Raw genomic sequence first — 24,186 nt, 5'->3', positions numbered from 1 at the left:
CACCCGGCGGCGTGGTCAGATGCCTACGATCCGGGTCGCCGAGCATGCGCCGGTGTGCAAGTGCCGGGACAAGAACAATCCCACCCCGAGCAGAGCACGGCATCGCCGGGTCCGCCACAGCCTCCCTGCCGCAACACCGTGGTTGGGGGTGACTCCGAAACAGCATGTTCCTGCACCACAAGCGTCGGTGTGGGACACGGTCAAACCCACACCACCGCACGGTGATGCGGGTAGCCGTGACACACATACACCTCTACAGTCTGCTAAACGAGTGGCAGATAGTATGAGATCTATGTAGACGCTGCTCTCGATTCGTGAACAGACGAGGGGGGCTTCGTGGGAACGTTGAAAGCTGATCTGGATGAGCTCGAAAAGCTGGGGGGAACCTTGCACGGGCTTGCCGACGAGGCGAGCGGTTTGAGAACCGGCCCGGCGGCGGGACCGTTCATGTCGAGCGTGGGGGGCGTGATGTCCTCGGTCATCGAGGCGGCCGGGATCTCGGCGGATCTCGTTGATGGAGCGCTTGTCCCAGCGATCAAGGAAAGACTCGGCGAGACCGGGGACGTGATGATCCACGTTGCGCAGGAGTACCGCAGCCAGGACGAATCGTCGGCCGACCGATTCGTTACTGCCTACACGAACGCAACGGGCGACTGGAGCGGTGACGCATGAGCATCACCCGGACCCAGATCGAATCCTGGAATCCCTCGACGCTGACCGAGATCGGTGACGCCTGGATCGCCCTCGGCACCAAGGTCGAAGATCTCTTCACTCGATACGTCGACGGCGTGACCAAGGTCAACGACGCCTACTGGGAGGGTAAGACCGCCGAGGCCGCCCAGAACAGAGCGAACGCCGACAAGAAGACAGCCCTTGTGGTGGTGGATCAACTCGAAGCTCTCGCCAACCGCGCGAAACAGGGTTTCCACGATGTGGACGCGCCCCTGCAGCGCGCACGGATGGCGATCACGGCCGCGGAGTGTGCGGGTTTCCGTGTAGCCGACGACTTGACCGTCACCGATCCCGCGAACCCCGATCCCGACAACGATCGCGTGACCGAGATGACCGGATGGCAACGCGAGATCGTCGACGCGGCGTCGGCGACGGAGACTGCCGACGCGAGCGTCAAGGCTGCGCTCAATTCGGCTCGCGACGGATTACGGGCCACCTTCACTTCAGCCGCGGCACTGGGCTCCGATCAAGGCGCGTCCGACGGGACGCAACTCGTGTCCGATCCCGCCGGAATGGATCCAGAGCAGGTCCGGCGGCTGATTGAGGCCGGGGAACTGACATCCGGACAACTCGACGCCGTGAACTCCGGCAACACCGCGACAGTCCCTGCGTCTCAGATGGAGTATCTGAACCAGATCAGCCGGTCGCTGGATGGAAAAAGCCCGCAGGAGATCCAGCAGATCATCGACCAACTGCCCTCGGATTCGGGGCGCGCCCTGGCGAACTCACTCCAGATCGTGTCGAACGACAAGGTCACCGCCACCGTCAAAGGCGACTCGCAGGTGCCGACCAATGGCGGCCTGAACCTGCTACCCGACAAGATGCGCGAATCGCTGACCCGCGACGACCTCGTGAACCGCGATTTCAAGATGGTCGGATCCACCGGCGCAGCCAGCGTCGAACTGAACGGTGTCGCCGACAACCAGGCCATCGCGCACATCGTCCAGGCCGGCGATGCGCAATACAAGAAAGGCAGCAGCCTCGATCAGCACCTGCTGGAGGTGGGTCGCCAGTACCTCGACGCCCAGGTTGCGCACGAGCAGAACCCCAACCACACGTTCGAGTACTTCACAGTCGACGGTCGAGGTACCGAGAACACGGCGATCACCGAAAGCATCTTCACCGCCGTCGGCGACGACAAGATCGCCGTCGAGAACGCTGTCACCCAGCCCGACACCGGCCAGAACCTGGTTCGCGACGTCCTCACGCACAACTGGTCCGACAACGGGCAATCGGCAGCCTCGATGTTCCAGTTCGGCGTCGCCGAGGCCACAGTCGAGGACCCCGACAATCGAGCCGACGTCGTATCCGCCACACGCAGCGGGCAGATCATGTCGGCCGTCGCCGAGAACATGAGTACCGACTGGGACACGCTGAGGGGAATACCCGGAACCAACGGGCAATCCGTCGGGGAGATCAATGCGGACCTCCTTCGGACCGTGTCTCACAGCATGAGTCCGTACATCGGCGATCTCGCGGGTGCCGGCAGACCGGAGAACCCCGGATTCGACATCGGCACTTGGGCAGACCCGGCCGACAACAACCACTTCGGCGGCTCGGCGAACGTCTTCGCCGTCATGAACACCGACCCGGAGGCGGGTACACATTTCACCCGGTCCTCGATGCAGGAAATCCTCGCCGCCGAGGGCCGGTACGCGCACGACCCGTCGGCACCCCTGGCCGGTGGCGACCTCTCCACCGCCGGCCGAATCCACGGCCTCATAGACCGGGGGCTACTCCTCTCGACCGAGGACAGCTACAGCGACAAGGCCGAGCAGGCGCAGGCCATCTACGACCGCAAGGCCGCGGCCTACGGTGCGCTCACCAGCGTCGGCTCCGTAGGCCTGGACCGACTGCCCGGCGGGGAGTTCATCAACACCATGATCGACGCCGGCGGCGACCCGTTGAAGGACGCCATCATCGGCAAAGCGCCGGGGCCGGCACCATCCGTTCCCCTGGAGGCTCCTGACTTCTACCGCGACTACTACAACATCCTGCGGGTGACACCGGATCTCCCGCCGTCCGCGCAGGTCGACTTTCCTTGGGCATTCGACAGTTCCGGGGAGCTTCGCAGTTGGGAGGATGTCCAATCCGATCCTGCGAACCGTTCGCTCCTCAAGGATGGCTATCAGACGATGTTCAGTCGTCTCGGCGATCCAGCAGATGGTAATGGCGAACGCATGCGCAACGGGTACGACGATGTGGTCCGCAATGACGGTTGAGCGCAGGAGTTCCCGGTGGTCCGTGACGGTGGCGGCTGCGGCAATCCTTGCCTCAGGTTGCGCACCCAGCGTTGGAGGTGAACCCGGAGCCGCAGAACAGGAACCCACTATTCTCTACACGAACGTGTGGTCGGCCAATCCGGGCATCAATCTGATGCAGCGGGGTCCTGAGCTGGTGCGTGCTGCCTATGAGGCCGCCGACTACACACGGTTCGTCGGTCAGGCCCACTCCTTTCCCGGGTATCCCGCTGCGGTCGGTGGCCCTGCTCGACAGGGCAACCCCGACAAGGAAGAGTTTTTCACCTGGCTCGAACCCGGTGAGGACGAGCAAATTCCCCTCACCAACTTCGCCCACATCACCTCGTACGAAGAGTCGGGCCCAGATATCGGTGCGACCGTGTGTAGCTACAACCTGCATGCCGATCCGGGAACGAATCTCAGCGTCGAAGGACTCAACATCGCATTCCGTGTCGAACTCGAGCGAACCGCCGACGACCCGGGCCAGCCGGGTGTTCCTGACACCGACCCCGCCCAGCAGGATCCCCGCGCGCATCGGGTACCGACGTGGAATGTGTTCGAGGGCTGGAAGATCACCAAGCTCCACTACCTGCGTCGGCTGAATGGTGATGTCATTCCACAGGGCTGCACGGACTGGTGGCAGCAGCAGTTCCCGGCGTTCGCCCCGAATGCGTCCGGCAACCTCGTGCCGCCTGCCGGGTTCGAACCGCCGACCATGCCTGTTGCCGTGCAGTATCCGGAGTGGATCGGGCCCGCGAATTCCGAGTAGCCGGCTTCGCCGCCCGTGCGCGGTTGAGGAGTCCAGGGACTCGTCGACCGCTCACAGGCGGCGGCGCCGCCTGTCGTCGATGTAGAACAGCACGAGGGCTCCGCACAGGAGGGCGGCGGGGATCCAGGCGGCGGATCCGCCGAAGTAGCGGGTGGCGAATGCTCCGACGACGGCCCCACCGGCGAAGCTGCTGACGATGGCGGCGTACACCCGGGTGTGCTGACGCGATTCGGGGACCTTCTCGATGAATCCGGCATACGCCGACTCGGTGAACCGCATGAGGTTGCCGGTGGTGGCGACGGCGATGTACGACAGCGACCCGATGGTGCGGAACAGGCCGAACTGCATGGCCGCGACGAACGCAATGGGAACGGTGACCAGCGCGTTGGGGACGTTTGCGGGAACGAACGCGACCGCGACGAGGACGACGATCTGCGCGACCATCGCGATCCGGATCGGATGGTCGAAGACGCTGTGGGCGAGTTCGCTCTTGAGCAGGTGCGCGAACGCGACACCGACGATGAACGCGAGGATCGGCCACAGGTGTGCCCGGGCGGCGTGGAAGTGCCGCTCCGACAGGTCGATGGCCATGAGGATGACGTTGCCGGTCTGGGCGTTCGCGAAGACGCCGCCGCGGCTGATGTAGGTGTAGGCGTCGAGGAAGCCGCCCGCGGCGGTGAGGAGCAGAGCGAACCGCAGCGTCGTGGATGTCTTCGGCACCTCCACCTGACCACCCCTACCGAATCGGGCCTGCTTTGCAGCCTAGAGGTCGGACGCGAGCGGGATCTCCTTCTCGGCCCGATCCGACATCCATTCGCGCAGTACTTTCGTGGCGATGACGTCGTCCTCGTTGTATTGCAGCAGTCGTTCGCGCTGGGTGAGGTCGGGTTCGCCGTCGTAGCCGACGGCTTCGCGGTACCAGCTCATCGACGCTTCACCGCTGGCGTCGGCGTCGCGCCACCGGAATCCGGCGACCGGGGCGATCTTCTTGAGGCCCTTGCCGCCCGGGCAGATGAACTGGTCGCTGATGGCCTGGTAGATGTCGACCCATTGTGGGCTGTCGATGAATTCCCGGATCTCGGCCTCGGTGGGGATGCCGGGTGTCCCGGCGAACCGGCGGGCGGAGTCCAGCAACCACTTGTCCTCCGCGGACCGCGAATAGCAGTACGCGGCGAAGGTTCTGCCGCTCAGCGCCGCCGCTTCCCGCTCGGCCATCAGCCACGTCCAGAATTCGGCGAACGACCGCGCCTCGTCCTGCGTCGGCACTGGGTCCCAGCTGACGAACGGCCGGTACGCCGACACCCCGTCCACGTTGAGCAGCGTGCCCCACAGGTAGGCGCCGTGTTCCTGGTAGCTCTCCATGTCGACGTCCACCTCGACGTCCGCGCGGGTCACCCGGATCTCCGGGAACCGTCGCACCAGCGGTGCTCCCGCGAGCCACGCCTTCGCGGTGACGACGGCGTCCTCGAACGCGCCGTGCGGCCAGTCCTCGAGCGGTTCGCGGTCCCACGCCGCGAGGTCGTCGATGGTGTGGCAGCCCGCGTCGCGCAGCATGTCGGCGCGGGAACCGGTGGCCACCAGGCTCACGTCGTGTGTCTGGGTCAACTGCTCCTCGCACCCGGGCCACCACGGGCAGGAACGGCATTCGCCGATCCTCGACGGCACGGTCGCCGATTCCCCGCGGGCGACGGCGAGCCGGTCGGCGAAGCGTTCGTCGTAGTCGTCGAGGATGGTGGTGAGGTCGTGCACAAAGATGACGTCGGAGCCGTAGCCGATCGCGCCGGCCACCAGGGCCGGACTCGCGAACCCGTGCCGCTCGAGCATCCGATACACCTGCGCGACGCGCATCTGGTCGCGGACCTGGCTGCGCGGCTTCCGCGTCGCGTCCTCCCGCGGTCGCCACTCGAACATGTCCGACGTCAGCGCGCCGCGGCCGGGATCGGTGACCTTGTGATTGACGACGATCACGGGGATGTACCCGCCGTGGTCCTCGTCACGGATGAGGATCTCGCAGCGCGCCCGCCGGCCGGCGTCCCGGTCGAGTGGGAGTACGGCTCCCCAGATGCGGTCGGCGCCCGCCTCGCACGCGGCCAGGGTGTCCTCGGCCCGCAGGCGCAGGCTCTGCTCGGTGTCGATCTGCACCCACCGTTCCGGTGCGTGGCCGGTGAGGATCCGGCGGACGTCTTCACGCTTGGCGGCGGCGGCATCCTGACGCTGGCGGACGCCCGGATCCTCGGGCGCGGCCGCGAGTTGGTCGGGGAACGCCGCATCGAGGTGCACCCGGTGGCGGCACCGCGTCAGTGCGCTGGCATCGATCACCGTCCCCGACGCCTTTCCGGGAGAGGCGTCGGGTTCTGATTGCTGACCGATATGGGAACACACGATGACGAAGATTATGTGCTCCCCTAGGCTGATCCCGAAGCACCGGATGCAGTTGGTAGCGTGGGCTGCGCTGAAACACCAGGAAAAGGGGTCTTTTCGATGGGGTTGTTCAAGAAACGTAAGTCCCGAGCCACCCGCAAGGCGGAAGCCAAGGCACTCAGGCACAAGGCCGGAGTGGAGGCGAAGCTGAGCGCGAAGAACGAACGGAAGCGCGACAAGCAGTCCGCCAAGGCCGGCCGCAAGCTCGAGGCTGCCGAGCTGAAGTCACTGAAGAAGGTCGAGAAGGCTCAGATCGCTGCGTTGAAGGCCGAGGAGAAGGCCGCGGCCCAGAAGGGTTTCACGGTCGCCGCCGTCCGCAAGTACCTCGGTGTCGCACGCCTGCTGACGCCGGTGCTGCTGCCGATCGCCTACCGGGCCGCCACGGTCGTGCGCGGGCAGATCGATGCCCGCCGTGCCGACCGGATGGGCGTCGACATCGACCAGCTCGCCAACTTCACCGGGCACGGCGCCAAGCTCAGCGCCCGCATCGCCGGTGCCGAAAGCTCCACCACGGAGATCCTCGGGCAGAAGCCGGACGACGCGGAGACGCAGAAGTTCGCCGCCGCGATCCGTGAGCGCCTCGGTGATCTGAGCACCGCCGTCCGCGCGGCCGAGCAGATGCCGCAGGCCCGCCGCAAGGCCGCTCATCACGCCATCTCGTCCGAACTCGACGGAGTCGAAGCCGATCTCCTCGCCCGCCTCGGCGTGCGCTGAACGACCCGACCCACCGCAATGTCCCCTGCCCGCCCCGCCGCGACCGCCACCCTTCGGGGCTCGGCGGTCGGCGCGCTCGTGGCCGCTCTCGCGGTCGCCGCGCACGGCATCGGCGGGGGCGGCCTCCCCGAATCCGCCGCGCTGACCCTGCTGCTCGTCACGTGCAGCGGTGTCGGTGCGGTCACCGCGCAACTGCCCGCCCGCTTCCACGGACCGCTCGCGCTGATGGGTGCCCTCGGTGTCGGCCAGGTGGCCGGACACTTCGCACTGACGCTCACCTCGCACGTGCACTCGGTGGTCCCGGCCGTGCCGATGCTCGCCGCGCACGCGGCCGCCACCGCGATCTGCGCCCTGCTGGTCGCGAACGCCGAGCGTCTGTACGGCCCCCTCGTTCATGTCTGGCGGGTGGTGCTCCGCGGCGCACCGCAGCCCGTCTCGGCGGTGACCACGGCACACGTCCCCGCGCGTCCCGCGAATCCCGTGGTCGCCCTGCTGCGCGCGAGCATTTCGCGTCGCGGTCCCCCGGTCCCGGTCTGACTCTCACCTCTTCTCCGTTCAGACCCTCAAAGGACCTTCGATGAATTCCCTCGTTTCCCGTGCCCTTTTCACGGCCGGTGCCGCCGGTGGCGCCATGCTGCTCGCGGCCGGTGTCGCCGCCGCCCACGTGACCGTCGTCGCCCCCGGCGCCGAGCAGGGCGGCTACTCCGTCCTGACATTCCGCGTTCCGACCGAGTCCGAGACGGCGTCCACCACCAAGCTGACCGTCACGCTCCCCGACCTGAAGTCGGCCCGCACCACACCGCTGCCGGGGTGGACGTCCGTCGTCGAGAAGGACCCGACGTCCAAGCTCGCGAAGTCCGTGACGTGGACCGCCGACCCCGGTGTCGGTGTGGCGCCCGGCCAGTTCCAGCAGTTCGAACTGTCCGCCGGACCGCTGCCGGAGCAGGACGAGGTGTCGTTCCCGGCCGCCCAGACGTACAGCGACGGCGAGGTCGTCAACTGGGATCAGGCGGTCGGCGCCGACGGCGCGGAGCCCGACAAGCCGGCACCCACGCTCACACTGACCGCGGCGAGCGGTGAAGACCACAGCCACGACGCGGGTGGCGCCACGACGTCCGAGGAGACCGAGACGACGGCGTCCGGCACCGACGACACCGCCCGCTGGCTGGGCGGCATCGGCCTGGTCCTCGGCGCGCTCGGTGCGGCCCTCGGTCTCGGTGCCATGGTCCGGAGCCGTCGCTCATGAGAAGACGCACCACTTTCACATCGGTGAAGGTGATCGCGGTCGGGCTCCTGACCATGCTCGCGAGCATGCTCGGGGCCGGCACCGCGGTCGCCCATTCCGTCGTGATCAGCTCCACCCCCGAGAACGGCGCGGAGATCGCGGCCGGCCCGGAACGGGTGAGCGTCACGTTCAACGAGGCGCTGCAGGAATCGTTCGCGTCCCTCACCGTGGTGGGGCCCGACGGCAACCTGTGGACCAAGGGTGACCCGGCCGTCGAGGGACCCACGGTCAGTGCCGAACTCGGCGAACTGGGACCGGCCGGTGTGTACACCGTCGCGTTCCGCGTCACGTCGGCCGACGGGCATCCGGTGAGCGGAACCCGCACGTTCACCCTCACCGAGGAGGGGTCGGGCACCCCCGGCGCCGCAGCGGACAGCTCGGGTGAATCCGGCAGCGGCGGAGTTCCGCTGTGGCCGTTCATCGTTGCCGGTGTGCTCGTGTTCGGCGGCGGACTGTGGTTCGCGCTCCGCAAGCCTCGCGGCGAGAACTGAGCACGGTGGGTACGGCGCGACAGTCCTGGCTGCTGTTCGCCGTACCCACATCGCTCGTCGGGGTCGCATGCGGTTGGGCGTTGGCGCAACCGGAAGACCCGTCACCGTCGAGCGCCGTCCGGGCGCTGTGCCTGGTGCTCGGTTCGGCGGTGCTCGGACTCGCCGCGCTGGGCTGGTGGAGTCGCGCGGACAACCGTCCCCTCGTGCGGGACCAACGGCTGTGGCGGTTGTCGACAGCCGTCGCCGGTGCGTGGATGCTCGCCGAGGCGGTGCTGCTGTCGATGACGGCGGCGGAGGCCGACGCCCTGGGATTGTCCGAGCTGTCGGTCGGACGGTTCGGCGCGTACGTGACCGAGATCAGCGCGGGACGCGTCGACCTCGCCGTTCTCGTGTGCACGGCCGCGGCCACCGCGTGGTCGGCGGTCGCGTTCCGCCGCAGCGACGCCCGGCTCCCCGTCCCGGTGCTGGTGCTCGCGGCGCTCGCCCTGGTGGCCCGCCCGATCACCGGCCACATGTCGCAGCAGGTTCTCGGCTCGGTCCTCGACGTCGTCCATGCCCTGGCCGCCGCCGTGTGGTTCGGGCTCCTCGCCGCCCTCGGTCTGATGCTCCGGTCGCGCGGGGACTGGTCGTCGTGGCTGCCGCGGTATTCCGTCGTCGCGTGGCGGTGCGTGTGGTTGCTGACCGCGACCGGGATCGTCGACGCCGCGGTCCGGCTGGGCGGGGTGACGCCGCTGTTCGACACCGGTTACGGCCGCATCGTGCTCGCCAAGGCGGTGGCGTTGGCGGCGCTCCTCGGGCTCGGCTGGTGGTGGCGGCGAACGTGGGTCGGGCAGGCGGCCGCGCACCGGATCAGCGCCGAGGGGTCCCTGCGACGGGCGATCGTGGAGGTGGTGGTGATGGCCGTTCCGTTCGGTCTCGCCGCCGCCCTTGCCACCACCGCCTGACCCGTGAGTACTTATTAACGTGCGGCGGTTAATAAGTACTCACGGGCGCGTCAGCGCAAGAGGATCTTTCCGCGGCTGCCGCCCTTCTCGCCGGCGCGCTGCGCGTCGGCGGCGTCGGTCAGCGGGAACGTGCGGGCGGGTGGGAGGGACAGTTTCCCGTCCGCGGCGAGGGCGCCCAGCCGGCGCAGTGTCTCCGCGTTCCGGTCGCCGGCGTTGCCGGACGAGAACGTGATTCCCAGCCCGAACGCGGCACCGTCCGACAGCGTCACGATCCGGTCGGTGCCCCCGCGCAGGTCCATCGCCGCCTCGAGCCCGCCGAAGCCGACGTCGAGGACGGCGTCGACACCGTTCGGGGCCAGTTCGCGGACCCGGCCCGCCAGCCCCTCGCCGTACGTCGTGGGGTTCACGCCCAGCTCCCGCAGCGCGTCGTGGTGCTTCTCGCTCGCGGTGCCGATCACGGTGACACCCGAATCCAGCGCCAGTTGCGCCGCAAGGGTTCCCACCGCCCCCGATGCGCCGTTCACCAGCAACGTCTCACCGGATTTCAGCTTCAGGAGCCGCAGTCCACGGGTGGCTGCCTCGCCGGCGACGGGGATGGTGGCGGCGTCCGTCCAGCTCAACCCTTGCGGCTTCGGCACGACGATCGAGGCGAGCGCGTATTCGGCGTAGCCGCCGGTGTCGGACCAGCCGAACACCTCGTCACCCACCACCACGCCGGTCGCGTCCGGACCGACCGCGTCGACCACGCCGGCGACTTCACTGCCCGGGATCTTCGGGAACTGCACCGACATCACCTCGGCCATCGACCCCGACCGCAGCTTCCAGTCGATGGGGTTCACGCCGGCGGCCCGGATGACGAGGCGTACCTGGTTGCCGGTGGGTTCGGGGACGGGCACGTCGTGGGTCTCGAGCACCTCGGGACCACCGTAGGACGAGTAGGAGACTGCCTTCATGGTCTGCTTCGGGTTGGAATTCGTCATGCCAACAATCTCGTCCTCGGCGGTCCGTCGCGCCAGAGATTCGGCTGGTTGATCACAGGGCTGCGGCGGCCTTCTTCAGATCGGCGACGAGGGCGCCGAACGCGTCGTCCCGATCCTCCGAAGGTCCGCGGAGCACGGCGGACGGGTGGATCGTCACGAAGACGTCCGGATCCACGTCGACGTCGACCTCGCCGTCGAGGTGCAGCAGCTCCCCGCGGTGTTCGGTGAGGCGGAACGACGGGCCGAGCAACGCCTGCGCGGCGGTGGCCCCGAGGCACACGAGGACGTCGGGCTGGACCGCCGCCAGTTCGGCGATCAGCCACGGCCGGCACGCGACGATCTCGGTGCGGTTCGGCTTCTTGTGGATTCGACGCTTGCCGCGTTCGGCGGGGACGAACTTGAAGTGCTTGACCGCGTTGGTGACGTAGGTGAGGTCCCGGTCGATGCCCGCCGCGTCGAGCGCCTTGTTCAGGAGTTTTCCTGCCGGACCGACGAACGGTTCACCGACGCGGTCTTCCTGATCGCCGGGTTGTTCGCCGACGAGCATCATCCGTGCGGATCGCCTGCCCGCGCCGAAGACGGTCTGCTCGGCGTCGCGGTACAGATCGCAGCCGTGGCACCCGTCCGCCGCGCGGGACAGCGCGTCGAGGTCGACGGTGTCCGGCACGAACGGTGCGGCCGAGGGCTTCGTGGCTCGGGACATGGGCGTCGAGTACCCGTCGGGCGGAGCTTCATTCGCGCAACCCTGTCAATTAGTTTAGCGCTAAGATATAATCACCGGAGAAGCCCACCGAGAAAGCGAGCCTCCATGTCCCTCACCGAAGTCACCGCCCACCACCCCTACAGCCCGGCCGTGGTCGCGGGCGGACTCGCGTTCGTCTCCGGCGCACTGTCCGTCGATGCCGAGGGCACCGCCGTCCCCGGCCGCACCGAGGCGCTCGACGCCGCCGTCGACCGCATGGTCGATCGCCTCGCCACCGTCGGCGGACAGCTGAAGGACGTCGTCAAGCTCACCTACTACGTCACCGACCTGTCGTTGCGCGAGGAGGCGAACCGCCAGTTCGAGCGCATCTTCGACGAGCCGCGTCCCGCGCGCACCTTCCTGGAGGTCAGCAGCCTCCCCTACGGCGCCATCGCCGAGATCGACGCCGTCGCGGCGGTCGAGGGACGCTGACAGCGCACCCTGCCCGGCAGCGCCGCGGGTCCCCGTTCCGAGGAATCGACGGGGACCCGCGGCGCGTCGCCGTCACCTATGCTCGTTCGATATCTTGGTACTAAACAGATGAGACCCTCGAGGATCCAGGAGGTGCGCCCGGTGACGCAACGCCCCGTTCCAGATCGCGATGCCGTCGACGACATCGTCGACCAGTGGGCCCACCAGTGGCCCGACCTGGATGTGAGTCCGCTGAAAGTGCTGGGCCGCCTGCACCGTTCGTATCTGCGGTACCAGACGTCCCTTGCCGCCGTGTTCGAGGAGCACGGCATCAACATGGCGTCGTTCGACGTTCTGGCCGCCCTCCGACGTTCGGGTCCGCCGTACCGGATGACGTCCGGACAGCTGGCGGAATCCGCCCTCGTCACCACCGGCGGAGTCACACTGCGCGTCGACCGCCTGGAGAAGGCGGGACTGGTGCAGCGGGAGCGTGACGCCGAGGACCGCCGCATCGTGCACGCGCAACTCACCGACGAGGGCTTGCGGGTGATCGAGAAGGTCGCGGAGGCCCACTTCGCCAACGAGTCGCAGATCCTCAGCGGGATGTCGCAGGACGATCAGGCGGCGTTGGCCGAATTGCTCCGCAAGCTCGAGCACTCGATCGTCGAGAACCAGGCCCCCACCGCCTGAGCGGAGGACTCAGCTGGCCGCGCGGGCGGTCAGGTCGGCGACCTCACCGAATCCGATGAACCGTTCGGACGCCGCCGTCATCTCCACGATGAAACGTCGCTGCTCGTCCTGCGATGCACCGATCAGGCGCGCCGCACCCGTCCACTGCGCCTCGGACAGCTTGCGGGCGAGCTGGGCGGGTTCGGCGCACGGCGTCGCGATCCCGGCCTGGTTGAGCCGTTCGATGAACCGGATGTACCGGCCGAGGATCCGGTTGTGGGCCGCCTCGAGCTGTTCCCCGATCACTGGGTCGACGGCGGCGCGGTCCTCGATCATCGTGAACAGGCGGCCGCTGCTGTAGACGGTCTCGATGAACGCCGCGGTGGCCGCGCGCAGGACGGTGCGCGGGTCCGCGTCCGGCGGGACCGGGATGCGCTGAGCCTCGACGAACGTGTCGAACACCGCGGCGGCGACGGCACGGAACGCGTCGTCCCGGGATGCGAACCGGGCGGAGAATTCGGCCTGCGACACTCCGGCGGCAGCGGCGATGACCGCCTCGGTGGTGCGCTCGTATCCGAGCTCGGCGAAGCACCGCCCCGCCGCCTCGACCAACGCGAGCCGACCTCGATCGTCACCGTTCGTAAGCACCGCTCGCGCCTCCTCGTACCCCGGCCGGCGCCCGACGTGTCGGCCGTCACACATTCTTAGTTGACATTTCATTCACGTCAACCCGGGCGACCCTACGCCTCCTGAAGTGCCTTCGCCTGGGCTTCGGCCTGAGCCCGGTAGAGCCGGCGGAGCCGGATGACGCCGAGGTCGTGCTGGTACAGGTTCTCTGCCTGGTCCGCGTCGAATGCCATCGCCTCGAGCATGGCGCGGTCCTGCTCGAGCACCACCCAGTGCCGCTCCTCGAGCTTGGTGCGGTACAGGAACCGCCAGACGTCGCGTTCCCAGCCCTCGACACGGCGGTACCGCCAGAAGAACACCGCGGTGGTCTCGGCGTCGATCGGCGTTCCCATGCCGACGATGCCGAACGAGCCACCCGGGCCCGCGGTCGGCGGGTAGGGAATCTCGAGGTCCACCCAGTCGATGCCGGTCCGGCAGAATTCGACCCAGTCGAAGTTCACGCCCCGCTGGTCGGTCTTCTCGAAGAAGAACCCGCGATCGGTTTCGCGGATCCGGAACTTCGCGGACGTCTCGCCGCCGAACATCGAATGCGATTCGCGGTGCAGGAACGCTCCGTGCATCGGGTCGAGCAGGTTCTCCAGCGTGAACCGCCACGGCGCCTTCCACTCCGCGTAGCAGAGGAAGTTCGAGATGCCGTCGTCGGTGAGTCGCTCGGGGAGTTCGAGGGGCGCGGGCTCGGCGTCGGGGTCGGTGCCGAACCAGGCGAGCACGGCGCCGGCCACCTCCCGCACGGGGAGGCTGGTCACCAGCCGCTTGCCCTCGAGGTTGCAGCCGGGCATTCCGGGGACGGAGACGACGGTGCCGCCGCCGTCGACCTGCACGCCGTGGTACTGGCAGGCGACGCGATCGCCGAGGTGCTGACCCTGCGACAGCGGGGCGCCGCGGTGCGGGCAGCGGTCGGCGAGCATGCGGAGGGTGCCGTCGGACTGACGGAACAGCAGCCAGTCCTCGCCGAGGCGCCGCACCTTCTTCATGTCGCCGCGCGCGACGAAGTCGGACGGGCACACCGCGTGCCACTGGTCACGCATCCCGGTCGCGAAGATCTCGTCGCCGGTCAGTGCCGCCTTGTGCAGTCGGTTCACCATGTCAGGCCCCCATCCGTCGGATCTCGTCCGTGAAAGTGTCGGTGGTCCAGGCGTCGCCGCCGGGACTGTGGATGCCGAGGGCGTTCAAACCCTTCACCAGGCCTTCGAGGTGGTGCACACCGGTGCCGAAGACCTCTTCGATCGCACCGGCCAGCTTCCGTTCGTACGGGGTGGGTGCCGTGCCGGACTGGCGTGGTTGCAGATACAGGCTCATGGTTCTTCCCTTCTAGAGATCCAGCACGAGCTCGTCGGAGCGGGCGCGGGAAACGCAGATCATGATGGTGGTGCCGGACTCCTGCTCGGAGCTGGAGAGCAGGGAGTCGCGGTGGTCGGGGGTGCCGGCGAGGACGCGGGTTTCGCACGTCCCGCAGATGCCTTCGCGGCAGGAGTTGGGGACGTCGACGCCGGATTCCTCGAGGGTGTCGAGGATGGTCCGGTCGGGGGCGACGGTGGCCGAGATGCCGGATCGTTCGCAGATCACGCGGACGGGACGGTCGCCGGCGAGGGTGTCGGCGGGGATCTCCTTCGCCTTGAACCGCTCGAGCCGGATCGCGCCGTCCGGCCAGGAATCGGTGTACCCCTCGACCGCGCCGAGCAGACCCTCGGGGCCGCAGGCGTAGACGAGCGTCTCCTCACGGGCGGCGCCGAGGATGCCGGCGAGGTCGAGGATGCCGTCGGCCTCCTCGGTGACGACGTGCACGCGGTCGCCGTATCCGGACAGTTCGTCGAGGAACGCCATCGACGCGCGGGCACGGCCGCCGTAGTGCAGTTCCCATTCGGCGCCCATGCGTTCGGCTTCACCGATCATCGTGAGGATCGGTGTGATGCCGATGCCGCCGGCGATGAACACGTAGCGCGGCGAGGGCAGGAGTTCGAAATTGTTGCGGGGTGCGCTCACCGACAGGCTGTCGCCGGGCCGCAGCGTCTCGTGGACGTGCCGGGAACCGCCTCGGCCGGTCACCTCGTGGAGGATCGCGACGCGGTACCCGGTCTTGTCGTCGGGGTCTCCGCAGAGGGAGTACTGACGGATGGTCCCGCGGTTCAGGTGCAGGTCCAGGTGGGCGCCCGGCGTCCACCGGTCGACCGCGCCGCCGTCTTGTCGTTCGAGGCGAAGCGACACCACGCCCGAGGACTCGACCCGCATCTGACGCACCATCATGGGGACGGTGTCTGCGTCTGTTGTCATCGCTCACTCCCAGGCTCAACCGAAGGCATAGTTCCTTAGTGCTCAATAATTTAGCACTAAGATGTATCGTGCGCCACAGTTGAGGGGAAATTCGTCGAGTACAGGCCGGGCTACTCCGTTTCGCGGTACCGCACGGTCTCGGCCGCGAGCCGCTCCTCGTATGCCTGTGCGAGGTCGTGCAGAGCCTGCACGCAGTCACCGGTGAACACCGGCGCATGCATCGGCGCCAGCAGCAGGGGTTCCAGATCGGCGAGTCCCCGGATCGTGGGGCCGAGCGCCGGTGACAGGCACGTCGCGTTCCCCATGTCCTCCGCCGCGATGGCCGGGCCGACGATCTCCTCCTCCGTGGCAGGCGGATGATGCCCGAACGCGGTGAACAGGTCGCCGCAGAACAGCGTCTGCGTCGTCTCCTCGAAAACCAGCCCGGCGTCCCACCCGTGCGGAACGTGCGGGGTGTCGAGATGACGGACCCGCCTGGTGCCCGTCTCCATCACGTCGCCGTACTGCAGGGGACGCGGCATGCGATCGGCGAGGTCGTTGACCTGCACGAAGCAACCCATCGCCCCGTGCGCGACCTCGGCGTTCGGCGCGGCCGCCAGCCACGAGTTCATCGCACCGCACTCGTCGGCCTCCACGTGCCCGAACGTGATCCACCGCAGTCTGTCGAGAGGAATCAGCCGGCCGACCGCCGCGGACACGGACGGGAACAGCGCACGCTGACCGGTGTGGAACAGCAGCGGTTCCTCACCGTCGACGAGGAACTGGTTCATGATCAGGTTGGGCTCGTCCAGATACGTGGACAACCGGTAGATGTCGGGAGCGATCTCGGTAATCGTGGTGTCCATCCCTGGCTCCGATCACGTCACGGTGTCGTGAGGACAAGCCTTCTCGGGACAGCGGCGGCGCGCAAGATCCTGGCGGTCCGAGATGGCGCTACCGCCGCTGCCCGACGCCGATCCGGACGAGATCGTGTCCGACGGTCACGGTGCCGGCGAACGTGGACTTCACGCCTCGTTCCCACTGGTCGTCGGTGACCTGCCGGGGGTCGCCCGGCCCGATGTGGGAGAGCACCACCTGACGGACATCCGCGTCCGTGGCGACGCGCCCGACGTCCTGCGCGGTGGTGTGCGCCTGAATCATGTGCTCGACCAGTGCGGGACCCGAAGTCTGCGCGTAGAAGTCGACGTCGATCACCTCGTGGACGAGGATGTCGGATCCTCGGGCGAGCCGGACGACATTCGCCGATTTCGCGGTGTCGCCGGAGAACGTGACCGCACCGTCCTCCGTGTCGAACCGGTACGCCAGCGAGGGATAGACGGGGCCGTGCGGAACCAGCGTCGCGGTGACCCGGACCCGGTCGTCTTCGAACACCGGGAACGGTTCCATCTCCGGCGCCGTGTTGTCGGCGGACGCACCCGCCGACTCCGGTGGCAGTACGTCGTGCAGCGACAACCGCTGTCCGTAGTCGGACTGGGCGCCCTTTTCGACGTTGCGAATGTTGATGTCGTAGGCGAATGCGTCGAGTACACCCGCGAACAGATCGGTGAGTCCGGGTGTCGGCGACGCCGGACTCTGGATCGGAATACTCTGGCCGCCGCGCGGTGCCGACAGTCTGCCCGCCGAGCCGGGGCCGTACACCGGCACCACGTTGCGGAACGTGTAGGACGGTGTCCCGCCGGGCAGCCAGAAGACGTTGAACAGGTCGGCGATGTGATCGCTGTGCATGTGCGTGACGAAGACGCCACCGAGCGAATCCGCGGCGATACCAGCCTGGATCAGCTTTCGGCTCGACCAGGGACCCGCGTCGATCAGATACGGTCTGTCGCCGACGACGAGCACACTGGACGTGCCGCTCCGCCCCGGCACGGCGATGGGACCGGCCGCCGTGCCGAGCAGAATCAGCGTCGTCGCGTAACCGTCGACGTCACCGGACAACTCGTAGGCGTCCGGTGGCGTCGCGCCACTCGGCTGCGCGTCCGCGGTGTGAGACGCGCAGCTCGTCGCGGCGATAGCAGTGGCGGCGGACCCCAGCAGGGCCAGCGCCCGCCGCCTCGACAGAGCTTGTCCGCCGACGGTTTCCATTCAGGCGTCCGTGCGGGCGGCGGCCAACTCCAGCGGCACCTGCCAGGCGTCGTATTCGTAGACCCAGTCGCCGTTGCCCGCGACCTTCAGCCATTCGTTGGACCGGGAGCCCCGCTGGATGCGTGACGTCCGCTGCAGTCGCGTCTCCTGGTAGGTCTGCAGCGCGACTGCGGGGTCGTCGAACAGGCTGAGGCAGCGGGACAGGACGACGGCGTCTTCGACTGCCATGCCGGCGCCCTGCGCCATGAACGGCATCATCGGATGTGCCGCGTCGCCGAGGAGCACGGACCGCCCGTCGGTCCACGACGCCAGCGGGTCGCGCACGTAGAGAGCCGATTTCAGGACGTCGTCGCAGGCGTCGAGGAGGGCTCGTGCCTCGGGGTGGAAGTCGCGGTACAGCTCACGAAGTTCGGTGACGGATCCCGGTGTGGTCCACGATTCCTCGGTCCACTCCTCCTGACCGCAGGTGGCGAAGACGAAGATGTCCTTGCCCTGGTTGAGGGGGAACGTCACGATCTGCGTCGACGAATCCGGCCCCCACCATTTGGTGAAGCAGTCGAGGTTCGGCAGGTCGCCGACGCGTTCGGTGGGGACGACGGCGCGGAACGCCACGACCCCGGTGAACGTCGGCTGTTCCCGCCCCAGCAGCGACGTCCGGACCGCGGAGTGGATCCCGTCGGCGCCGACGATCACGTCTGCGGAAACCCCACTGCCGTCGGTGAACTCGATGCGGCCGTCGGCCACGCCGCTGACCCGGCGACCCATTTCGACGACACCCGACGGCAGCCGGTTCTCGAGCGCGGTCATGAGGTCGCCCCGGTGCATGGTCAACTGCGGTGCGCCGTACTGCTGTTCCGCGCTGTCGCCCATCGGCAGCCGGGACGTTTCGGCCCCCGTGTCCCACGTGCGGCTGATCCGGAACTGCGGGCGGGCGGCCGATTCGCGGATCGCCGGGCCGATGCCGAGTCCGTCGAGAGCCCGGACCGCGTTGGGGGTGAGGTTGATGTCGGCGCCGACGCGGGCGAACTGCCTCGTCTGCTCGTAGACCGTGACGTCGAGACCGAACTTGCGGAGGGCTATCGCCGTCGCCAGTCCGCCGATGCCGCCGCCGCAGACGGCGACCGTGGTCACTGTGCAGCCTTTCCGGGGACCGTGACGGGCGGCGTGAACGGTGCCGGCATGTCGCCGTAGGCGGCGAGATCGACCTCGACGATCACCGGCGCCTGCCTCGACACGGCGTCCGCGAGCACCTCGTGGGCCTCGCCGGCGCCACCGATCCGCAGGTACGGCACGCCGATGGACTGCGCCAGCAACGGGAAGTCGGGGGTGACGAGGTCGACGGCGTAGGTGTCTTCGCCGCCGCCCTTCTGCATGTTGCGCAGCACGCCGTAGCCGCCGTCGTTGAACACGAGCAGCACCAGCCACGGCTTCTCCTGCGCCATGGTCAGGATCTCACCGAAGTGGACGGCCAGGCCGCCGTCGCCGACGAGCGCCAGGGTGGGCCGGGTCTCGTCGGCCAGTGCGGAACCGATGGCCATGCCCAGGCCCTGCCCGATGCCGCCGCCGCGAGGGAAGACGTTGGACGTGGGGTCGAACATCGGCAGCAGCCGGTTGCCCCAGGAACTCGACGCAATGGTGACGTCGCGGGCGATCACGGAATCCTGCGGGAACGCGGCACGCACGGCGTCGCACAGCACCGCGTGATCGCCGAGTCCGGCGCGCTGCTTGCTGCGGACGAGTTCGCGGGTGGTGCGGGCACGTTCGGTCCAGGCGGCGTCGACGGGCGTCAGGCCCGACAGCTGCCGGAGGAACGTCGCGATGTCGGCGGTGACCCCGGCCTGCGCCGGGTAGACGCGTCCGATCGCGGCCGCGTCGATATCGACCTGCACGTGCACGGCAGGAACGGGCATGGAGTAGTCGCCGGTCTCGTTGGACCGGAAGTGGGTACCCAGCGACAGCAGCAGGTCGGCATCCTGGAGGAGTTCGCGCCCCACGGGGGTGTTGCCGTAGTTGCCGATGCACAGCGGATGGTCCTCGGGCACGGCGCCGCGCCCGGAGTTGCTGGTGAGCAACGGGACTCCCCACTGCTCCACCACTTCGGTCAGCTCGGCACCGGCCGTGGCGACACCGCCGCCAGCCCAGATCACCGGACGTTCCGCCGACTGCAGCAGAGCGAAGGCGACGGCCAACTCGTCGACGTCCGGTGTGCGCGGCGACTCCGACACCGGTCCGACCACGTCGATGACGTGTTCCGCGTACTGGAGGTCGATGGGCCATTCGATGCTCGACGGGCCTCCAGGCGCGGCGAGCGCGGCAGCGACGCCTTCCCGCAACACCTTTCCGGCGCCGTCGGTGTCGAGGATCGTGGCGGCATGCTTCGACGTCGCCGTCAGCATCCCCAGCTGATCCTTGGTCTCGTGGATGAAACCGCGACCCGAGCCGAGGTAGCGGCTCTCGACGTTGCCCGTCACGTGCAGCACCGACGTTCCGGCACTGAGCGATTCGATCAGCGAACCGGCCGCGTTGCCGGCACCGGTGCCGGTACTCGTGAGAGCGCAACCGAGGCCGCCGGTGGCGCGGGCGTACCCGTCGGCGGCGCTGACCGCAGTGGCCTCGTGCCGGACCGGCACGAACCGCAGGTGCTTGCTCACCGCCTGCACCAGGGGCTGGTTGTGGACGCTCACGATACCGAAGACGGTGTCGACACCGGCCTCGCGCAGCACCTGGACGAGCAGGTCGCCCCCATTACCCACCTGCTTGTCATTTCGTGCAGACATGGTGTTCCTCTCAGACATAGCGCGCGACGCCTCCGCAGACGTCGAGGCTGGTGCCCGTCACGTAGGACGAGCGTGGAGACAGCAGGGTCACGATCATGGCGGCCACCTCGTCGGCGCGGCCGAACCGGCCGAGGCCGATACCGCGGTCCTGGGCGATCTCCGCCTCCCATTCGGCGAATGTGGCGTCGGTGCCGGACTCTTCGTAGCGGCGCCGCCACTGGCCGGTGTCGACCAGTCCGAGCGACACCGAGTTGACGCGGATGCCGTCGGCAGCGAGTTCGAGCGACAGCGACTTGCTGAGGTTCAGCAGCCCGGCCCGGGCGGCGCTGGTGGTGACCAGCCGCGGCTCGGGCTGACGTGCGAGCACCGCCGAGATGTTGACGATGGACGCGGCGTCGGACTTGCGCAGCAGCGGCAGGGCGGCCTCGACGGTGTTGAGGACGCTGGAGAACTTGAGGTCGAGTTCGTCGCGCCAGTCGTCGAGGGTCGCCTCGCCGCGCGGGACCATGCGGGACTTGCCTGCGTTGTTGACCAGACCGTCGAGGCCGCCGAATCGGGCGACACCGGCGTCGACCAGCGCGGCGACCGCGGCCGGGTCCCGGACGTCGCAGGACGCGGTGAGGACGCGGTCACTGCCGGGCAGCGGCGCGATCACGGAGTCGAGCCGGTCGCGGTCGCGCGCACAGGTGACGACGTTGGCACCCTCCTCGAGCAGCATCGCGACGGTGGCGAGCCCGACTCCCGAGCTTCCGCCCGTCACCAGGTGGGTGCGGTCTTTCAGTTGCAGGTCCACGACGTGGTCCCCTTCTCTAGTGCAGGACGAATCCGCCGTTGACGACGAGTTGCTGGCCGGTGATGTACGAGGCCTCGGGTCCCATCAGGAACGCGACGGCGCCGACGAGGTCCGACGGCTGCTGTGGCCGCTCGAGCGCGCGATTGAGGCGGTACAGCTCGTGCCGGTGCTCCGGAACCTTCTGCGCCGATTCGCTTTCGGTCAGACCGGGTGAGACGGTGTTGACGGTGATGCCGTGCGGGCCGAGGTCACGGGACATGGCGCGGGTCAGCGCGGCCACCCCGCCCTTGGAGGCGATGTAGTGCGCGAGGCGCGGCGAACCGTACAGGGCGGCGTCGGAGCCGATGGTGACGACTCGTCCGCCTCCGTTCCCGATGATGGAGGGAATGATCGCCCTGCTCACGAGGAACGTGCCGCGCAGGTTGACGCCCAGCACCCGGTCCCACTCGTCGATGTCGAGTTCGTGAATCGGTTTGCCGCCCACGCCGTCCGCGAGGGCCGCGTTGTTGACGAGGCCGTACAGCGGACCACCGGAGGTGACGGTGGCCGCCATCGCGTCGACGGACTCCGCGTCGCGGAGATCGACCCGGACGAACTGTGCCTTGACGCCGTCGGCGCGCAGGCTCGCCGCCGCGTCCTCGCCCCAGTCCTCGCGGATGTCGGCGAGCCACAGGGTGGCGCCGTCCTCGCCGAGCCGGCGGGCCAGGGTGAGTCCGAGACCCCGCCCCGCCCCGGTGACGAGAATGCTGCGGCCGTCGAGATTCACGGTCAGTCCCGCGTCACGCCGTGCATGGCCGACGTCTCGGGGTACGTCGGGATCTGCGGCTTCTGCGCGCCGATGATGACGCAGAACAGAGCGTCCTTGTCGCCGTTGTTCTTCAGGCTGCGCGGAACTCCGGCCGGGACGACGATCATGTCGCGGTAACCGAGGGTGCGCTTCTCCACCTGGCCGTCGCGGTGAACACCGACCTCCACCTCGCCCTCGAGCACGAAGAAGGCTTCCTCGGCGTCGTGGTGGGTGTGCTCCGGGCCCTCGGCGCCGGGGGGAAGCAGCATGTTGGAGAACGTGAATCCGCGCGAGACGATGGTGCGGTTGTCGTTCTCGTGGTTACCCGTCGCGCCGGAGCCGACGTAGCGGATCTGCGCGCGCTTGAACTGGTCGCCGGCCTTGGCCTGGAAACCCAGGGTGTCCCAGTCCTCGTGGCGGGAGCCACGGGTGAGGATCAGCGAGTCGGTGAATTCCTTCAGATCGGCGGTGCCGTATTCGAGTGTCATGTCGTGCTCCTTCTCTAGAGGTGGTTGCGTAGGCGTTCGGTGATGTGGATGAAGGATTCGACCCAGGCGTTGAAAGCCTCCGGCCGCTCCTGGTTCGCGAGGTGTCCGGCACCCCGGATGGTGACGAACACGGCACCCGGAATTCCGCCTGCGAGAACCTGACTCGCCGGAACCCCGGTCACCCTGTCCTCGTCTCCGCCGAGGACGAGCGTGGGGATGTCGATCTTCGGCAGATCGGCCGTGTGATCGGTGGCCGCCATCGACTCCGCGGCGTACCCGTAGCCGGGCAGCCGGATCGACGACGCCATGATCGCCGTGGCCTTCGCGGTCAGTTCGTCACCGGCGGTTCCGGACAGCAGCCGCGGGGCCCGTTCGGCGGCAAAGGCTTCCGCGCCTTCCTGCTCGAGCGTCGCGGCCCGGGCGCGCATCCGGCCGGCGGCGTCGCCGTCCGCTCCCGAGCCGACGGTGGAACTGCCGAGCAGCAGACTCCGCACGAGCCCGGGGTGGCGCAGCGCCAGCCGGGTGGCGATCACGCCGCCCCACGACATCCCCAGGACGTGCGCTCCCGCGTCACCGCAACGGTCGCGGATCACGTCGGCGGCGGCGTCGGCGTAGTCGTCGAGGTCGAACGGACGGCCCGGGTCCTCGCTGCGGCCGTAACCGGGAGCGTCCCAGGCCAGCAGTCGCAGCGACGACGACAGTTCGTCGAACTGCGGCGCGAAACTGTCTGCGCCGCCCCCGATCCCGTGCAGCATGAGCAGCGCGGGGCCGGAACCGGATTCGACGACGTGCGTCACGACGCCCGCCCGAGGTCGAACCGCTCGAACGCACCGGGGTCGGGGATGCCGGCCATGTGGTCGCGGACCTGCTTGGACGGCGGGCCCGCGGTGCCCCACAGGTCGGAGAGTTCGGGAACCCGGCGCCAGACCTTGCACAGCCACCGGTCCTCGTCGACCTGCGCGATGCCGGACGTGTACTCGCACACCAGCCCTGCCGGGTCGGCGAAATAGGAGAACGTGTTGTCGCCGGGGCCGTGCTTGCCCGGACCCCACAGCGGCACGGTGCCGTGGTGACGCAACCGGCCGATGCCGCGCATGAAGTGGTCGACGGTGGGCATCTCGTAGGCAACGTGATTCACCGACGTCCACTCGGCCTGGTTGAACGCGATGCTGTGATGGTCGGTGTTGCAGCGCAGGAACGCCATCTGGTGCTCGGACCAGTCGGAGACCCGCATGCCCAGGACGTCGCAGTAGAACGTCACCGCGGCGTCGATGTCGACGGTGTTGAGGACGACGTGCGTGACGCCCACCGGGACGGCGTCCTCGCGGCCGAGCTTCGGGACCGCGAGTGCGTCGGCGAGCAGTTCGACGACGCGGCCCTCGGGGTCGACCAGGCTGACGCCGTAGCCGCCGCCGAGATCGTCCACCGGCCCCGGGCCGCTGACGATCGGGACGCCGCGGAGTTCGAGTCGGCGGGCGGCCTCGTCGACCTCGGCCGGCGTGGCGACGGCGAACGTGATGCGGCCGAGGCCGTTCCGCTCGGCCTGGGTGAGTTGCAGCGCGTGGTGGTGCTCACCGGTTCCCCGCAGCCAGGCACCGTCCGTGCCCTGCTCGACCACGCGCAGTCCCCACACCTCCGAGTAGAAGTCGGTGGATTCGATGCTGGCCTGTGTGCGCAGTTCGACGGAGCGCAGGCACCGTAGCCGGGCTATGGGTTGGTTCATCGCATGCCTCCAGTTACTTAGGTCTCAATATCTTAGCGCTAAAGTAATAGGTCGTACAGAGCTGACGGGAATTTCTTTCCGGACGACCTACTACTTCAGCTTCCCCGTGGGCCGATGTGACAGCGGTTCAGTCAGGCGGAACCCGTGTGACATTCGGCGAGCAAGCTTCAGTCAGCCCAC

Annotated in this window: 27 protein-coding genes and 1 pseudogene; 11 read left to right on the top strand and 17 right to left on the bottom strand. The window is 68.4% G+C overall.

Features of this window, described 5'->3' with window-relative positions:
* The 4 genes and pseudogenes from QM693_RS27750 to QM693_RS27735 all read left to right on the top strand — a co-directional run.
* Positions 1-298, top strand: a pseudogene (locus QM693_RS27750) (hypothetical protein); the annotation flags it as partial.
* A gap of 38 nt (positions 299-336) precedes the next feature.
* On the top strand, positions 337-672 hold the full coding sequence (locus tag QM693_RS27745; RefSeq protein ID WP_280781921.1) for a hypothetical protein: 336 nt from the start codon (positions 337-339) through the stop codon (positions 670-672).
* Complete coding sequence (locus tag QM693_RS27740) at positions 669-2,954, top strand: TPR repeat domain-containing protein (RefSeq protein ID WP_283353901.1); 2,286 nt, start codon at positions 669-671, stop codon at positions 2,952-2,954. Before QM693_RS27745 ends, QM693_RS27740 begins: the two co-directional genes overlap by 4 nt.
* A gap of 175 nt (positions 2,955-3,129) precedes the next feature.
* Complete coding sequence (locus tag QM693_RS27735; RefSeq protein ID WP_283353900.1) at positions 3,130-3,741, top strand: hypothetical protein; 612 nt, start codon at positions 3,130-3,132, stop codon at positions 3,739-3,741.
* Between the two features lie 51 nt (positions 3,742-3,792).
* On the opposite strand, the gene QM693_RS27730 is transcribed toward QM693_RS27735, so the two are convergent.
* Positions 3,793-4,467 (bottom strand): YoaK family protein, encoded by a 675-nt coding sequence (locus QM693_RS27730; protein ID WP_280781924.1) that lies wholly within the window; start codon positions 4,465-4,467, stop codon positions 3,793-3,795.
* Between the two features lie 36 nt (positions 4,468-4,503).
* On the bottom strand, positions 4,504-6,060 hold the full coding sequence (locus QM693_RS27725; protein ID WP_280781962.1) for a TM0106 family RecB-like putative nuclease: 1,557 nt from the start codon (positions 6,058-6,060) through the stop codon (positions 4,504-4,506).
* A 162-nt stretch (positions 6,061-6,222) separates the two neighbouring features.
* Between QM693_RS27725 and QM693_RS27720 the strand changes: the two genes are divergently transcribed.
* From QM693_RS27720 to QM693_RS27700, 5 genes are read left to right on the top strand one after another with little or no spacing between them, the layout of a single operon-like run.
* Positions 6,223-6,876: a DUF6474 family protein gene (locus tag QM693_RS27720; protein WP_280781925.1), complete on the top strand. Its 654-nt coding sequence runs from the start codon at positions 6,223-6,225 to the stop codon at positions 6,874-6,876.
* 18 nt (positions 6,877-6,894) lie between these two features.
* Positions 6,895-7,413, top strand: a complete 519-nt coding sequence (locus QM693_RS27715; RefSeq protein ID WP_283332598.1) for a hypothetical protein — start codon at positions 6,895-6,897, stop codon at positions 7,411-7,413.
* Positions 7,414-7,453: 40 nt separating this feature from the next.
* On the top strand, positions 7,454-8,122 hold the full coding sequence (locus QM693_RS27710; protein WP_283353899.1) for a YcnI family copper-binding membrane protein: 669 nt from the start codon (positions 7,454-7,456) through the stop codon (positions 8,120-8,122).
* A complete protein-coding gene (locus QM693_RS27705; protein ID WP_112301550.1) occupies positions 8,119-8,652 on the top strand; it encodes a copper resistance CopC family protein in 534 nt (177 codons plus the stop codon). The genes QM693_RS27710 and QM693_RS27705 overlap by 4 nt, the downstream gene beginning before the upstream one ends.
* Before the next feature lie 5 nt (positions 8,653-8,657).
* A complete protein-coding gene (locus tag QM693_RS27700; RefSeq protein WP_283353898.1) occupies positions 8,658-9,596 on the top strand; it encodes a CopD family protein in 939 nt (312 codons plus the stop codon).
* A 50-nt stretch (positions 9,597-9,646) separates the two neighbouring features.
* Here QM693_RS27700 and QM693_RS27695 read toward each other — a convergent pair whose 3' ends face one another.
* Positions 9,647-10,576, bottom strand: coding sequence for an NADP-dependent oxidoreductase (locus tag QM693_RS27695; RefSeq protein ID WP_283332592.1), 930 nt, complete (start codon positions 10,574-10,576; stop codon positions 9,647-9,649).
* Between the two features lie 52 nt (positions 10,577-10,628).
* Positions 10,629-11,279, bottom strand: a complete 651-nt coding sequence (locus tag QM693_RS27690) for a UdgX family uracil-DNA binding protein (protein WP_283353897.1) — start codon at positions 11,277-11,279, stop codon at positions 10,629-10,631.
* 105 nt (positions 11,280-11,384) lie between these two features.
* Between QM693_RS27690 and QM693_RS27685 the strand changes: the two genes are divergently transcribed.
* On the top strand, positions 11,385-11,750 hold the full coding sequence (locus QM693_RS27685) for a RidA family protein (protein WP_009477076.1): 366 nt from the start codon (positions 11,385-11,387) through the stop codon (positions 11,748-11,750).
* A 108-nt stretch (positions 11,751-11,858) separates the two neighbouring features.
* On the top strand, positions 11,859-12,419 hold the full coding sequence (locus QM693_RS27680) for a MarR family winged helix-turn-helix transcriptional regulator (RefSeq protein WP_192817853.1): 561 nt from the start codon (positions 11,859-11,861) through the stop codon (positions 12,417-12,419).
* 9 nt (positions 12,420-12,428) lie between these two features.
* Here QM693_RS27680 and QM693_RS27675 read toward each other — a convergent pair whose 3' ends face one another.
* The 13 genes from QM693_RS27675 to QM693_RS27615 all read right to left on the bottom strand — a co-directional run bounded on the left by QM693_RS27675 (position 12,429) and on the right by QM693_RS27615 (position 24,006).
* A complete protein-coding gene (locus tag QM693_RS27675; protein WP_348539636.1) occupies positions 12,429-13,118 on the bottom strand; it encodes a TetR/AcrR family transcriptional regulator in 690 nt (229 codons plus the stop codon).
* Between the two features lie 20 nt (positions 13,119-13,138).
* Positions 13,139-14,170 carry a Rieske 2Fe-2S domain-containing protein gene (locus QM693_RS27670; RefSeq protein WP_009477073.1) on the bottom strand — a complete coding sequence of 344 codons (1,032 nt, stop codon included), beginning with the start codon at positions 14,168-14,170 and terminating at the stop codon, positions 13,139-13,141.
* Between the two features lies 1 nt (position 14,171).
* Entirely contained in the window at positions 14,172-14,384 is a 213-nt protein-coding gene (locus tag QM693_RS27665; protein ID WP_005248918.1) for a recombinase-like helix-turn-helix domain-containing protein, read from the bottom strand.
* 12 nt (positions 14,385-14,396) lie between these two features.
* Complete coding sequence (locus QM693_RS27660) at positions 14,397-15,356, bottom strand: PDR/VanB family oxidoreductase (protein ID WP_280781933.1); 960 nt, start codon at positions 15,354-15,356, stop codon at positions 14,397-14,399.
* Between the two features lie 110 nt (positions 15,357-15,466).
* Complete coding sequence (locus QM693_RS27655; protein ID WP_280781934.1) at positions 15,467-16,201, bottom strand: oxygen-binding di-iron domain-containing protein; 735 nt, start codon at positions 16,199-16,201, stop codon at positions 15,467-15,469.
* Positions 16,202-16,289: 88 nt separating this feature from the next.
* Positions 16,290-17,438: an MBL fold metallo-hydrolase gene (locus QM693_RS27650; RefSeq protein WP_283353896.1), complete on the bottom strand. Its 1,149-nt coding sequence runs from the start codon at positions 17,436-17,438 to the stop codon at positions 16,290-16,292.
* Positions 17,439-18,569, bottom strand: a complete 1,131-nt coding sequence (locus QM693_RS27645; protein ID WP_283353895.1) for an FAD-dependent monooxygenase — start codon at positions 18,567-18,569, stop codon at positions 17,439-17,441. It lies immediately after the preceding gene.
* Positions 18,566-20,233, bottom strand: coding sequence for a thiamine pyrophosphate-binding protein (locus QM693_RS27640; protein WP_283353894.1), 1,668 nt, complete (start codon positions 20,231-20,233; stop codon positions 18,566-18,568). Before QM693_RS27640 ends, QM693_RS27645 begins: the two co-directional genes overlap by 4 nt.
* Complete coding sequence (locus tag QM693_RS27635; protein ID WP_283353893.1) at positions 20,226-21,008, bottom strand: SDR family oxidoreductase; 783 nt, start codon at positions 21,006-21,008, stop codon at positions 20,226-20,228. Before QM693_RS27635 ends, QM693_RS27640 begins: the two co-directional genes overlap by 8 nt.
* Positions 21,009-21,024: 16 nt before the next feature.
* Positions 21,025-21,774 (bottom strand): 3-oxoacyl-ACP reductase family protein, encoded by a 750-nt coding sequence (locus QM693_RS27630; protein WP_283353892.1) that lies wholly within the window; start codon positions 21,772-21,774, stop codon positions 21,025-21,027.
* A gap of 2 nt (positions 21,775-21,776) precedes the next feature.
* Positions 21,777-22,283 (bottom strand): cupin domain-containing protein, encoded by a 507-nt coding sequence (locus QM693_RS27625; protein WP_005248926.1) that lies wholly within the window; start codon positions 22,281-22,283, stop codon positions 21,777-21,779.
* A gap of 14 nt (positions 22,284-22,297) precedes the next feature.
* Positions 22,298-23,080: an alpha/beta fold hydrolase gene (locus QM693_RS27620; RefSeq protein WP_283353891.1), complete on the bottom strand. Its 783-nt coding sequence runs from the start codon at positions 23,078-23,080 to the stop codon at positions 22,298-22,300.
* Positions 23,077-24,006: a VOC family protein gene (locus QM693_RS27615; RefSeq protein WP_005254764.1), complete on the bottom strand. Its 930-nt coding sequence runs from the start codon at positions 24,004-24,006 to the stop codon at positions 23,077-23,079. Before QM693_RS27615 ends, QM693_RS27620 begins: the two co-directional genes overlap by 4 nt.
* Positions 24,007-24,186: the final 180 nt, after the last annotated feature.

This window comes from Rhodococcus sp. IEGM 1305 (assembly GCF_030058635.1).
Taxonomy (GTDB): domain Bacteria; phylum Actinomycetota; class Actinomycetes; order Mycobacteriales; family Mycobacteriaceae; genus Rhodococcus_F; species Rhodococcus_F opacus_D.
This window is presented reverse-complemented; position numbering and strand designations above follow the sequence as displayed.